General features: G+C 74.0%; 13 protein-coding genes. 5 read left to right on the top strand and 8 right to left on the bottom strand.

Features of this window, described 5'->3' with window-relative positions; translation table 11 throughout:
* Positions 1–152: 152 nt before the first annotated feature.
* Genes G5C62_RS22180 through G5C62_RS22170 form a run of 3 tightly spaced genes read left to right on the top strand, consistent with a single transcriptional unit; the run spans position 153 to position 3,444 of the window.
* The gene (locus G5C62_RS22180; protein ID WP_164702711.1) at positions 153–500 is read left to right on the top strand and encodes a molybdopterin oxidoreductase; all 348 of its coding nucleotides are present in this window, start codon (positions 153–155) and stop codon (positions 498–500) included.
* Entirely contained in the window at positions 500–3,040 is a 2,541-nt protein-coding gene (gene nirB, locus G5C62_RS22175) for a nitrite reductase large subunit NirB (protein ID WP_206330790.1), read from the top strand. The genes G5C62_RS22180 and nirB overlap by 1 nt, the downstream gene beginning before the upstream one ends.
* A complete protein-coding gene (locus tag G5C62_RS22170; RefSeq protein ID WP_206330789.1) occupies positions 3,037–3,444 on the top strand; it encodes a Rieske (2Fe-2S) protein in 408 nt (135 codons plus the stop codon). Before nirB ends, G5C62_RS22170 begins: the two co-directional genes overlap by 4 nt.
* 60 nt (positions 3,445–3,504) lie before the next feature.
* On the opposite strand, the gene G5C62_RS22165 is transcribed toward G5C62_RS22170, so the two are convergent.
* A complete protein-coding gene (locus G5C62_RS22165; RefSeq protein WP_164702710.1) occupies positions 3,505–3,690 on the bottom strand; it encodes a DUF2000 family protein in 186 nt (61 codons plus the stop codon).
* Between the two features lie 49 nt (positions 3,691–3,739).
* Here G5C62_RS22165 and G5C62_RS22160 point away from each other — a divergent pair, with 49 nt between their 5' ends.
* Positions 3,740–4,540, top strand: coding sequence for an AraC family transcriptional regulator (locus tag G5C62_RS22160; RefSeq protein WP_241176061.1), 801 nt, complete (start codon positions 3,740–3,742; stop codon positions 4,538–4,540).
* A gap of 91 nt (positions 4,541–4,631) precedes the next feature.
* On the opposite strand, the gene G5C62_RS22155 is transcribed toward G5C62_RS22160, so the two are convergent.
* The 6 genes from G5C62_RS22155 to G5C62_RS22130 form a co-directional block, all read right to left on the bottom strand.
* On the bottom strand, positions 4,632–4,976 hold the full coding sequence (locus G5C62_RS22155) for a hypothetical protein (protein WP_164702708.1): 345 nt from the start codon (positions 4,974–4,976) through the stop codon (positions 4,632–4,634).
* The gene (locus G5C62_RS22150; RefSeq protein ID WP_164702707.1) at positions 4,973–5,116 is read right to left on the bottom strand and encodes a hypothetical protein; all 144 of its coding nucleotides are present in this window, start codon (positions 5,114–5,116) and stop codon (positions 4,973–4,975) included. Before G5C62_RS22150 ends, G5C62_RS22155 begins: the two co-directional genes overlap by 4 nt.
* Position 5,117: 1 nt before the next feature.
* A complete protein-coding gene (locus G5C62_RS22145) occupies positions 5,118–6,575 on the bottom strand; it encodes a hypothetical protein (RefSeq protein WP_164702706.1) in 1,458 nt (485 codons plus the stop codon).
* The gene (locus tag G5C62_RS22140; protein WP_164702705.1) at positions 6,575–7,075 is read right to left on the bottom strand and encodes a SigE family RNA polymerase sigma factor; all 501 of its coding nucleotides are present in this window, start codon (positions 7,073–7,075) and stop codon (positions 6,575–6,577) included. Before G5C62_RS22140 ends, G5C62_RS22145 begins: the two co-directional genes overlap by 1 nt.
* A 153-nt stretch (positions 7,076–7,228) precedes the next feature.
* Positions 7,229–8,023 (bottom strand): hypothetical protein, encoded by a 795-nt coding sequence (locus G5C62_RS22135; RefSeq protein ID WP_164702704.1) that lies wholly within the window; start codon positions 8,021–8,023, stop codon positions 7,229–7,231.
* A gap of 124 nt (positions 8,024–8,147) precedes the next feature.
* Positions 8,148–9,584, bottom strand: coding sequence for an MFS transporter (locus G5C62_RS22130; RefSeq protein WP_164702703.1), 1,437 nt, complete (start codon positions 9,582–9,584; stop codon positions 8,148–8,150).
* 201 nt (positions 9,585–9,785) lie between these two features.
* Here G5C62_RS22130 and G5C62_RS22125 point away from each other — a divergent pair, with 201 nt between their 5' ends.
* Entirely contained in the window at positions 9,786–10,313 is a 528-nt protein-coding gene (locus G5C62_RS22125) for a DinB family protein (RefSeq protein WP_164702702.1), read from the top strand.
* Between the two features lie 91 nt (positions 10,314–10,404).
* Here the strand turns inward: G5C62_RS22125 and G5C62_RS22120 are convergent, their stop codons facing one another.
* The gene (locus G5C62_RS22120) at positions 10,405–11,328 is read right to left on the bottom strand and encodes a formate/nitrite transporter family protein (RefSeq protein ID WP_164702701.1); all 924 of its coding nucleotides are present in this window, start codon (positions 11,326–11,328) and stop codon (positions 10,405–10,407) included.
* Between the last annotated feature and the right edge of the window lie 170 nt (positions 11,329–11,498).

Below are 11,498 nucleotides of genomic sequence, written 5' to 3'. Positions count from 1 at the left end.
GCTGGAGACGATCCGGCAGCGGATGGCCGACCGGGAGCACCAGTTCTACGTCGTCGTCCCCGCCACGCCCGTCGCCCACCAGGAGCGGGCGGCCGTCGGGAACGGCACGTCGACCGACCCCGCACGCCCCATCCCGGAGGAGGACCACCAGCGTGAAGAGCACCCCGCGCTTCCTGCACGGCGTCTACCCGATCACCGGCGAGGGGCTGGGCAAACCCGGCCCCCTGGACCCCGCACTGCGCTACCAGGTCCCCGAGGGCAAGAGCGCCCAGGCGCTCTACTTCCGCGGCGGCAACTCCACCGACGAGCTCGTCTACGTGCTGCTGGTGCGCGACGGCCAGCCGATGCGCTGGTTCCCGATCGGCGCCAAGGGCGACTGCCACGTGCCACTGCGGGTGGTCGAGGACCTCGACGGCGGCACCGTGGTCGAGCTGCACGCCGCAGCGCCGGTGGGCGTCACCGGGGAGCTCGTCCTCGACCTCGGGCTGGTGGAGGTCTGATGACGGCGGTGCTCGGGGGACGCCCCGAGGGCGTGAGCACGCTGCACTTCGCCATGGACGACGCCGACGGCATCGACGCCCGGCAGCGGCTGGTCGTGGTCGGCAACGGCATGGCCGGGGCGCGGGTGGTCGAGGAGGTGCTCGAACGTGGCGGCGGCGAGCAGTTCGCGATCACCGTGTTCGGCGAGGAGCCGCACGGCAACTACAACCGGATCATGCTCAGCCACGTCCTGGCCGGGGAGGAGCACGAGGACGACATCGTGCTCAACAGCCACGACTGGTACGCCGGCCAGGGCGTGACGCTGCGGGCCGGGGTGCGGGTCGACCGGATCGACACCCACGCCAAGATCGTCTACGCCGCCGACGGGACGACGACCGCCTACGACCAGCTGGTGCTGGCCACCGGCAGCCGCTCGTTCATCCCGCCGATGACCGGCCTGTACACCGAGGGCGAGCAGCTGCTGCCCGGGGTCTTCGGGTTCCGCACCATCGACGACACCCGGGCGATGCTGGCGGCCGCTGCTGAACACGAGCGGGCGATCGTCGTCGGCGGTGGGCTGCTCGGCCTCGAGGCCGCCCGCGCGCTGCAGGGGCACGGGCTGCAGGTCGAGGTGGTGCACGCCGGCACCCACCTGATGAACCAGCAGCTCTCGGCAGAAGCGGGGGCGATCCTGGAGAACAGCGTCCAGGCCCTCGGCATCGTCGTCCACCTGGCCACCCGCACCACCGAGGCGATCGGCCCGGACCGGGTGCGCGGCGTCGTCCTGGCCGACGGCCGGGCCATCGACGCCGACATGCTGGTCATCGCCGCGGGCATCCGGCCGGTCACCGAGGTCGCGCTGCTCAGCGGCCTGGAGGTCGAGCGCGGCATCGTCGTGGACGACCAGCTGCGCACCGACGACCCCGACGTCTACGCGGTGGGGGAGTGCGCGCAGCACCGCGGCGAGCTCTACGGGCTGGTCGCACCGGTCTGGGAGCAGGCCCGAGTGCTCGCCGACCTGCTCACCGGCGCCGACCCGGACGCCGAGTACCACGGCTCCCGGACGGCGACGAAGCTCAAGGTGGCCGGGGTCGACGTCGCCACGATGGGCGTCAACCGGCCCGAGCGGGACACCGACGAGTTCCTGGTGATCTCCGAGCCGCGCCGCGGGGTGCACCTGTCGGTCGTCGTCCGGGACGACAAGCTGGTCGGCGCGACCCTGCTCGGTGACACCCGCAAGGTCGCCTTCCTGACCCAGGCCTTCGACCGCGGCACCCCGCTGCCGGCCGAGCGGATCAAGCTGCTCGTCGACCTCTCCGACGGCGCGGCGGAGGTCGGGGTCGCCGAGCTGCCCGGTGACTCGCAGGTCTGCAACTGCAACGGGGTGACCAAGCAGGCGCTGGTCGACACGGTCAAGGCCGGGACCACCAGCGTCGGCGGCTGCATGGACGCCACCCGCGCCGGCAAGGGCTGCGGCTCGTGCAAGCTGCTGGTGAAGCAGGTCGTCGAGTGGGCCGCTGACGGCGACGTGCAGGAGGACCCGGCCGAGTCCTGGTACGTCCCGGGCATCCCGCTGGCCAAGCCGGAGCTGATCGCCGCCATCCGCGACCAGCAGCTGCGCAGCGTCTCCGCCGTCTTCACCGCCCTGGCCCCCGCTGGGGAGGAGGACGCGAAGTCGAAGATGGGGCTGACCTCGCTGCTGCGGCTGGTCTGGGGTGCGGAGTACGAGCAGGAGAACGACGCCAAGTTCATCAACGACCGGGTGCACGGCAACATCCAGCGCGACGGCACGTTCTCCGTCGTCCCGCAGATGAAGGGCGGGGTCACGACCCCGGCCCAGCTCCGCACGATCGCCGACGTCGCGGAGAAGTACGAGGTGCCGATGGTCAAGGTCACCGGCGGCCAGCGGATCGACCTGCTCGGGGTCCGCAAGGAGGACCTGCCGGCGATCTGGGCCGACCTGGGCATGCCCTCGGGCTACGCCTACGGCAAGAGCTTCCGCACCGTGAAGACCTGCGTCGGCACCGACTTCTGCCGGTTCGGGCTCGGGGACTCCACCCAGCTCGGCATCGACCTGGAGACCCGGTTCCAGGGCATCGAGAGCCCGGCCAAGATCAAGATGGCCGTGGTCGGCTGCCCGCGGAACTGCGCCGAGGCCTACGTCAAGGACGTCGGCGTCGTCGCGGTCGGCAACGGCAGGTGGGAGGTGTACGTCGGTGGCGCGGCCGGGGCCACCATCCGCAAGGGCGACCTGCTGGCCACCGTCGACTCCCCGGCGGCGGTGATGGAGCTCAGTGGCCGGTTCATCCAGTACTACCGGGAGAACGCCAACTGGCTCGAGCGCACGTACGACTTCGTGCCCCGGGTCGGGCTGGAGCAGATCAGGGCGGTGCTGCTGGAGGGCAGCGCGGAGGTCCTCGCCGAGTTGGACGCCGGTCTCCAGCGCTCCATCGACGCCTACACCGACCCGTGGGGCCAGGACGGCGCGCGACCGGCCACCCCCGGCCAGTTCCGCACCGCGCTGCCGCTGGTCGACCTGCCGAAGGTGCCGGTCCGGTGATCGCCACCCACTCCGACGCCCCGGACGCGCCCACCACCGCCCCGCCGAAGACCGGCACGCCGGCCACCGAGGTCGCCGACGGTGCGGCGGTCGGGGGATCGGGCGTGCCGCACGTGGTCGGTCGGGTGGACGACGTGCCGCCGGGGGAGGGCCGCGCGTTCGTGGCCGGCGGGACCCAAGTCGCCGTCTTCCGGTTGCGCGACGGGTCGCTGCACGCCACCCAGGCGGCCTGCCCGCACTCCGGTGGGCCGCTCGCCGACGGGCAGACCGACGCGTCCGTGCTGGTCTGCCCGCTGCACCTGTACGCGTTCCGCTGGACCGACGGCGCCTGCACCGGTGCCGCGCCGCCGGTGCGGCTCTTCCCGGTAGCCGACCAGGACGGCGCCCTCGTCGTCACCGTCTGATGAAGGACTCCGCAGCCCCCACCACTCGCTCGCTCGCGCCGGGACCCTGCAGCGGGGCCATCAGGGGTGCATGCGGGCGCCCTTCACGGGGGTCAGCGACCGCTCCAGCGCCCGGGTGTGGGCCGCGCGCAGCAGCTCGGCGGGCCCGGCGAGCACGAGCACCGGCTGGCGCAGCATCGGCAGGTAGCCGGTGCCGTCGGCGTCCGCCTTCGTGGCCCAGCGGGGCGCGTCGGCGGGGGTGTGCATGCTGCTCAGCGTCGGGCCCCGCCGTCACCGGGTCTTGTACGTTCCTGACGTGAGCGAGGTGGTCGCCTGGCGGCCGGACGTGCCCGGCCTGACCGAGGTTTTCCACGCCCACTTCACCGACCACGTCTACCCCTCACACACCCACGACGCCTGGACGTTGCTGCTGGTCGACGACAGCGTCGTCCGCTACGACCTGGACCGGCACGCGCACGGCGCCTCCCGGGCCGAGGTCACCCTGCTGCCGCCGGGAGTGCCGCACGACGGCCGGTCGCAGTCGCCCGACGGGTTCCGCAAGCGGGTGCTCTACCTGGCCGCCGACACCCTCGGCGCCGACCGGGTCGGCGTCGCCGTCGATCAGCCGGGGTTCGACGACGACGCACTGCGCACCCGGCTCTCCGCGCTGCACGCCGCGCTGCGCCCCGGTGGCGACGCGCTGGAGGCGCAGAGCCGGTGGGCGTTCGTGCGTGAGCGCCTGGTCCAGCACCTGGACCGCGCCGTGACCGCTCCGCCGGAGGCGCGGGACGACGCCCTGGCCGACCGGGTGCGTGAGCTGCTGGACACGTGCCTGGCCGAGGGACTGGCGCTCGAGGAGGCCGCGGTGCTGTTCGGGGTCTCCGCCACCCACGTCGTGCGGGCGTTCACCCGGCGGCACGGGCTGCCGCCGCACCGCTACCTGACCGGCCGGCGGATCGACCTGGCCCGACGGCTGCTGCTGGACGGGATGCCGGCCGCCGAGGTGGCGGGCGTGGCCGGGTTCGCCGACCAGTCACACCTGACCCGGCACTTCCGGTGGATGATCGCGACGACGCCGGCGGCCTATGCGCGGTCCGCGACGCGCTTCGCCGGCTGACGCTCCGCCGGCTGACGCTCCGCCCGGACCGCGACGCCGCGGAGGAGGAGCACCCGGATCAGGCGAGGTGGGTGGGGCAGGGAGTCCACGGTCACGGAGCCGGGACCGTGGCCGTCGCCTCGAGCGGCCCGCCGCACTCCGCGCTGCCGCCGACCCTGACCCAGTCGAGGTCCAGCTCGGCCCGGCCGAGCGCGGCAACGTCCGCAGCGAGCACGGTGACCGCGTCCGGTTCCTCGTCGGACGGGGTCATCGGCACCGGGCCGCACGGCGACGGGCACTCGATCCGGACGGCGTCGGCAGCGGGCCAGCCCTCGACCAGCTCGACGACGAGCCCGTTGCTCCAGCCGATCGCCGGGCAGGTCAGTTCCCCGCCCCCGCGCGTCGCGAGCAGCAGGACGGCCACCACACCGAGCACGAAGGCGACGAGGCCCTTCACGGCGCCGGTGCCAGGGCCGGGAGCGCCTCCACCGGCCGCAGCGGCGGCGGACGACGGCGGCGCGCGGCGGTCCCGCGGAACCGGGCCTCCTCGGCCAGCTGGCGGGCGGCGATCACGGAGGCCGGCTCTGGCGTCGCCACGTCAGTTCCCGCCCGACGGGGTCGCGTCGAGCGACTCCATGCCGGCGTGCCCCATCGGCTCGGTGCGGCCCAGCGACGTCCCGTCGGGCGCCAGGAACTCCACGGCTGTCAGGTCCTCGAACGGCTCCAGCACCGCGACCCCGCCGTCCAGCGGCTGCGCGGTGGCGCGGGAACCGGTGCCGTCGACCAGCCACGCGGTGGTGGCCGCCGACGGACCGACGATCACCAGGCTGTCGACCGGCTCGGTGCCCTCGAGGAACGGCGTGCTGCACTCCACGGCGAACAGCTGCTCGGCCAGCTGTGGAGCAGCCGGGCGGAGATCGGTCCCGCACCAGGTGCTCACGGCGGACCCGTCGGGCAGGTCCCGGCCGAGGAGCGCCGTCAGGTACACCGCACCCGAGGGCAGGGTGGCGCCGAGCAGCTGCATCCGCGCCGTCTGCCCGCTCGGGGCGGGGACGTCGCCGGCCCACACGACGCTAAAGGCGACGTCGTCCGGGGGCAGCCCGGTGCTCGTCAACGCGTCGTCGACCCCACGGTCGAGGACGGCGTCGGCACCGGTCGATCCCGCGGTTCCGCGCAGCCACTCGATCGGCACCTCCGGCGTCGCCCGGGACCAGTCCGAGCGGTGCGTCGTGGGCATGGCGGTGACCACCTCGGCGCCGTCTCGCACCACCCGGAAGCGCAGTGCCTCGGCATAGGTGCCCGAGGCGGGGGGCAGCGCAAGCACCGCCACTCCGTCCGGCGCATCGACGGGCTCGAACTCGCGGCTGACCGTGCCGTCGGCGGCCACCAGCGGGCGCTCGGACACCTGGATCTCGTCACCCGGTGCGGCGACGACCACCAGCGCCCCGGTCGAGGCGTCCGAGAGCGCCAGCGACATGGTGGTGTCCACTCCGCCCGACAGGCCGGCCGGCTGGAGCTGGTCCGCGGTGGCGCCGGCCGGGCCGGTGAACCAGGCGGCGGCCAGACCGGAACCGACCGGCGGTTCGGGCTGGACCGTGTCCTCCCCGACCACCAGCGCCCAGCGCCCGCCGGCCACGTCGCCGACGAAGACCACCTGCCGGCTCTCCAGCGACGGCTCGGTCGCGGCCGTGGGCCGGTTCGGGTCGTCGGCCTCGGTCCAGGGCACCCGCCGCACGCCGTCGACGAACGCGGCGTCGTCGGCCAGGGAGCCGCGGGTCGGGCCGGCCAGGACGTCGACCGCCGCGGCCGCCGACTCCGGGCTCGCCGCATCGGCGCCGATGGCGGCGGCCGGCTCGCTGGACGGGCCGTCGTCCAGCACGGTCGAGGTGAGGACGACCAGGCCCGCCACCCCGGCTGCCACGGCCGCCGTCCCGAGCGTCTGTCGCCGCTGGGCGCGGTGCCGGGCGACGACCGACGACGCCAGCGCATCACAGGGTGGCGGAGCGGTGCGCTCGGCCAGCCGGGTCAGCCGCTCCTGGAGCTCGGCGTCGTCCATCACGCACCCTCCTCGACGGGCGTCAGCACGGGGCCGGTCAGCACCGCGCGCAGCCGCTGCAGACCGCGCGCCGTCTGGGTGTTGACGGTGCTGGGGGAGCAGCCCATCGCTGCCGCGGCCTGCTGTTCGGAGAGGTCGGCGTAGTAGCGGAGCACCACCGCGGTACGCATCCGCGGCGGCAGCGACCGCAGGGCGGCGCGGAGCTCCTCGTCGGCGTCCGGGACGACGGCGGGGTCGGCCCGGTCGGGCAGCGCCTCGACCACCTGCTCGGTGGTCGACAGCCGCCGTCGCCAGCTGGTGTGGGTGGTGACCAGCACGCGCCGCACGTACGCCGTCGGCTCGCCGGAACGGGTGATCCGGCCCCAGTGCCGGTAGGTCTTCAGCAGGGCGGTCTGCACCAGGTCCTCCGCATGGCCGCCGTCGCCGGCGAGGAGCACGGCCAGTCGCAGCAGGCCGGGCTGCTCGCGGGACACGAAGTCCTCGAAGCCCGTCCCGTCCACGCCGTCCGTCCCCTTCCGCCGGTCTCTCACCCGTCTACACGCGGTGAGGGGCACAGCAGACCCACAGCGCAGATCACGAGGTGATCACGATGCAGGCGCTCTCGCAGCGGCCCGACGCGAGGATGCGGGCGGCGGGGGCGAGAGGGTCCGCTCTCAGGCGGGCGGCAGCTCCAGGTCGGCGAGTGCGGCGGCGACGTCGTCCTCGCGGACGAAGTCCAGCGCCAGCAGCCGGTGCACCAGCACGCCGCGGCGGGTCAGCCGCAGGTCGGTCGGGCGCAGCCGGGGCCGGACGGCCCCGGGACGGGAGACGACCGGCGCCGGGTCGAGCAGCCCGCTGCGCTGCAGGTCCGACACGTCCTCCCGGGCGCCCCAGGCCCGCCAGCCGCGCGGGTCGTCCTCCAGGGCGCCCAGCGGCAGCGGGGCCCGGTCACGCCGGCCCACGGCGGCCAGGAAGACCAGCTGCCGCCAGCTGCACGACTCGGCCAGCTGCAGTGCCCGGGCGGCCAGCGCCACGTCGATGTCGGGGGAGACGACCACCTCGGAGACCAGGTAGCCCAGGTGCCGCACCCGGCGCTCCTCGGTGGTCCGCCGCGCGGCCTGGACGACGTCCTCGACCAGCCGCTCGGCGGCCGAGCGGGCCGCGGTGCTCACGCTGAAGAAGCCGTCGCTGCGCACCGCGCGGCCCTGGTGGGCGCGGGTGACCGACAGCTCGGCGGCGAAGGCGAGGGCGGCGCCGGCCCGCGCGCGTTCCCAGGTCAGCGGCAGCTCGGCGGCCGAGGTCGCGGCATCGCGGAGACAGGCGGCGAGCCGCTCGTCCAGCCGCAGCGGGCTGGACCCGGGCTCGAAGAGCAGCCCGGCCACGGCCCGGGTCATCGACCCGGCGACCAGCTCCCCGGTCTCGACCAGGTCCCGGCCGGGCACGCGCTCATCGCCGATGGAGTCCCTCACGCGGTGATCATGGCCCGCCGCGCCCGGTGACGCACCTGGCGCGGGTCCCGTCTCACCACGGCGGGGCAGCGCACGGCCGCCCCGCACCCCGGGCAGGGGGCGGGGCGGCCGGGAGCAACGGGGGTCAGACGCCGGCCTGCTGCATCAGCGTGCCGCGGCGCAGGTAGACGAACCAGGTCACGGCGACGCAGGCGATGTAGAAGCTGCAGAACGCGCCGAGGGCGGTCACCACGCTGCCGGTGGCGAGGTAGGACTCCGACACGATCCGCGGGATGAACACCGCTCCCAGTGCACCGACCGCGGAGATGATGCCGACGGCGGCGGCGGTGTCCCGCCGCGCCCGGTAGAGGACCCGCGCCGGGGAGTCCGTGGACCGCGACGCGGCGGCCTCGGCCCGGTAGATGATCGGGATCATCCGGTAGGTCGACCCGTTGGTCATGCCCACGACGGCGAACAGCACCAGGAAGCTGGCCAGGAACCCGCCGAAGCTCCCCGCCCCGAGCGCTGCGATGGCGGCGCCGATCGCCACGGCCTGGCCGATGAACGTCACGATCGTGACCTTCGCGCCGCCCACCCGGTCGGCGAGCCACCCGCCGAAGGGCCGGGAGAGGGAGCCGACCAGCGGCCCGAGGAAGGCGTACCGGTAGGTGTCGGCGGCGAACTCGTTGGCCAGCACCAGGGGGAACGCCCCGGAGAACCCGATGAAGGAGCCGAACGCGCCGATGTAGAGGAAGGACATGATCCAGGTCTGCTTGCGCCGGGCGATCGCCGCCTGGTCGGCGATGTTGGCCTTGGCCCCGGACAGGTTGTGCATCCCGAACCAGGCGCCGGCGATCGCCAGGACGATGAACGGCACCCAGATCAGGGCCACGTTCTGCACGTACCGGGCGTCACCGCCGGCCGTCGTCCCCGTGCTCCCGCCGATCACCGCGATCGTGCCGGCGGTGACGGCCAGCGGGCCGACGAGCTGGATGATCGCCACGCCGATGTTGCCGCCGGCGGCGTTCAGGCCGAGCGCGAAGCCCTTCTCCTTGTCCGGGTAGAAGAAGGAGATGTTGGCCATCGAGGAGGCGAAGTTGCCGCCGCCGAAGCCGCAGGTGACCGCGGTCAGCACCCAGAACCAGTAGGGCTGGCCGGTCGTCGCGGCGACGACGAGCATCGTCACCGGCACCAGCAGCAGCGCCGCGCTGACGACCGTCCAGTTCCGGCCACCGAACAGCGCCGGCATGAAGGTGTAGGGCACCCGCATGATGGCGCCGACCAGGCCGGCGGTGGCCACCAGCCAAAACAGCTGGTCGCTGGTGAAGCCGTAGCCGATCGAGGCCAGGACGGCGGTGGCGACGCTGAACATCTGCCAGACGCTGAACCCGATGTTCTCCGCGAGCACCGACCACACCAGGTTCCGGCGGGCGACCGGCCTGCCCTGCGGCGAGGCCCAGAACGCCGGGTCCTCCGGGGTGTAGTCGTCGATCCACCGGCCGCCCCGGACTGCTGGAGGGGACTCGCCGGCAGGCGGTGCGGCGGTGGGTGCGCCCGGGCGGTGGAGCTGGGTCTCGGTCATGAGGTCATCCCTGGTCAGCGGCCGGTCAGCGGGGCGCCCGCCCGGCTGGGACGGCGCCGGGGACGACGCTAGGAACGAGGCGTTTCCAGCCGACCGCAGCGGCGTGACCGGTGCGGTACATGCCCCGCACGGGCAGCCGGACGAGGCTGTGAGGCCCGGGAGCTACCCGGCGCGGGGCAGTCGGTCCTACCGTCCAGGGGCATGACGGACCGACTCGTGCTGCCCGTGCTGCTCCGCGGCTGGGACGACGCGCGCGGACGACTGGACCAGCGGCTGGTCGGGCTGGACGACGCCGAGTACCTCGACGAGCCGGTGGACGGCGCCTGGTCGGTGCGCCGCGGGGACGACGGCAGCTGGACCGCGGACCGGGCCCACCCGGCCCCGGACCCGGCGCCGGTCACCACGATCGCCTGGCGGCTGTGGCACCTGGCCTCGGACTGCTTCGCCGACTACCTCGCCCAGACGCCGTCCGGGCGGCCGCTGGCGCTGACCGGCCGGGAGTGGCACGGCGACGCGGCCTCGGCGCTGCGGGACCTGGACACGGCCGCGACCGCCTTCCGCACGGCGATGACCGGTCTGGGGGAGGAGGGGATGTGGCGGCCTCTCGGTCCGGACTGGGGGCCCTACGCCGACGCCAGCTGGGCCGACCTGCTGGTGCACGCCACCGACGAGCTGGCCCACCACGGTGCGGAGATCGCCCTGCTCCGTGACCTCTACCGCTGGCGCTGACGCCGGCCCGGCGGACCGACGACGAGACGGCCCCTCCCGGAGAGAGGCCGCCTCGTCGTCGTGCCCTGCGCGCCGCCGGCGCCGGCGAGGGTCAGCGGGCGCCGACCGTCGCGGTGTCGGCGGTGGTGGTGTCGGCGGTCGCGGTGTCGGCGGTGGTGGTGTCGGCGGTGGTGGTGTCGGCCGGCACGGCGAGCACCGGGAGGACGGCGGCGTTGCGGGGCGCCGCGGTGCGGGCGTGGGTGGCGTAGAGGGTCAGCCCGACGAAGGTCACCCCACCCACCAGGTTGCCCAGCACGGTCGGGATCTCGTTCCAGATCAGGTAGTCCGAGACGGAGAAGTCGCCGCCCAGCATCAGACCGGAGGGGAACAGGAACATGTTCACGATCGAGTGCTCGAAGCCCATGTAGAAGAAGACCAGGATCGGCATCCACATGGCCACGACCTTGCCGGTGACCGACGTCGACATCATCGCGGCGACGACCCCGGTGGAGACCATCCAGTTGCACAGCACCGCGCGCAGGAACAGCGTGAGCATCCCGGCGGCGCCGAACTCGGCGTACCCGACCGTCCGGCCCTCGCCGATCGAGCCGATCGCCTGGCCCACCTCGCTCGGCGGCATGGCGAAGCCGTAGGTGAAGATCACCGCCATGATCACGGCGATGGTGATCGCCCCGCCGAAGTTGCCGAGGAAGACCAGCCCCCAGTTCCGCAGCATGCCGCGCACGGTCACGCCCGGCCGCTTGTCGAACAGCGCCAGCGGCACCAGGGTGAACACCCCGGTCAGCAGGTCGAAGCCGAGCAGGTAGAGCAGGCAGAAGCCGACCGGGAAGAGCAGCGCCCCGACGATGGGCTGGCCGGTCTGCACGGTGACGGTGACGGCGAAGGCCGCGGCCAGCGCCAGGATCGCCCCGGCCATGAACGCCCGGATCAACGTGTCGCGGGTGGCCATGAAGACCTTCGCCTCACCCGCGTCGATCATCTTGGTGGTGAAGTCCTTGGGGCTCACGTAGGACATGAGGTGCTCCTCGGCTGTGCGGAAGGGGTGGCGGCGCACGCGGGGGCGGCGCGGGTGCGTTCGCCGGCGACGTGGTCAACCCGGCCGGCACCGGGCAGTTCGGCCGGTTCGCCTCCGCCGCGCTCTCCCCTGCCCTGGACGGCGCGTTCCTCCGGGTGCTCGCCGACTCG

The sequence above is a fragment of the Modestobacter sp. KNN46-3 genome (genome assembly GCF_011039295.1).
This window is presented reverse-complemented; position numbering and strand designations above follow the sequence as displayed.

Bases quoted from the DNA above. Each gene is read 5' to 3' on its own strand.
- nirB (WP_206330790.1), top strand. From the start codon at position 500: ATGACGGCGGTGCTCGGGGGACGCCCCGAGGGCGTGAGCACGCTGCAC.
- G5C62_RS22165 (WP_164702710.1), bottom strand. From the start codon at position 3,690: ATGCACACCCCCGCCGACGCGCCCCGCTGGGCCACGAAGGCGGACGCC.
- G5C62_RS22145 (WP_164702706.1), bottom strand. From the start codon at position 6,575: ATGGACGACGCCGAGCTCCAGGAGCGGCTGACCCGGCTGGCCGAGCGC.
- G5C62_RS22130 (WP_164702703.1), bottom strand. From the start codon at position 9,584: ATGACCGAGACCCAGCTCCACCGCCCGGGCGCACCCACCGCCGCACCG.
- G5C62_RS22125 (WP_164702702.1), top strand. From the start codon at position 9,786: ATGACGGACCGACTCGTGCTGCCCGTGCTGCTCCGCGGCTGGGACGAC.
- G5C62_RS22120 (WP_164702701.1), bottom strand. From the start codon at position 11,328: ATGTCCTACGTGAGCCCCAAGGACTTCACCACCAAGATGATCGACGCG.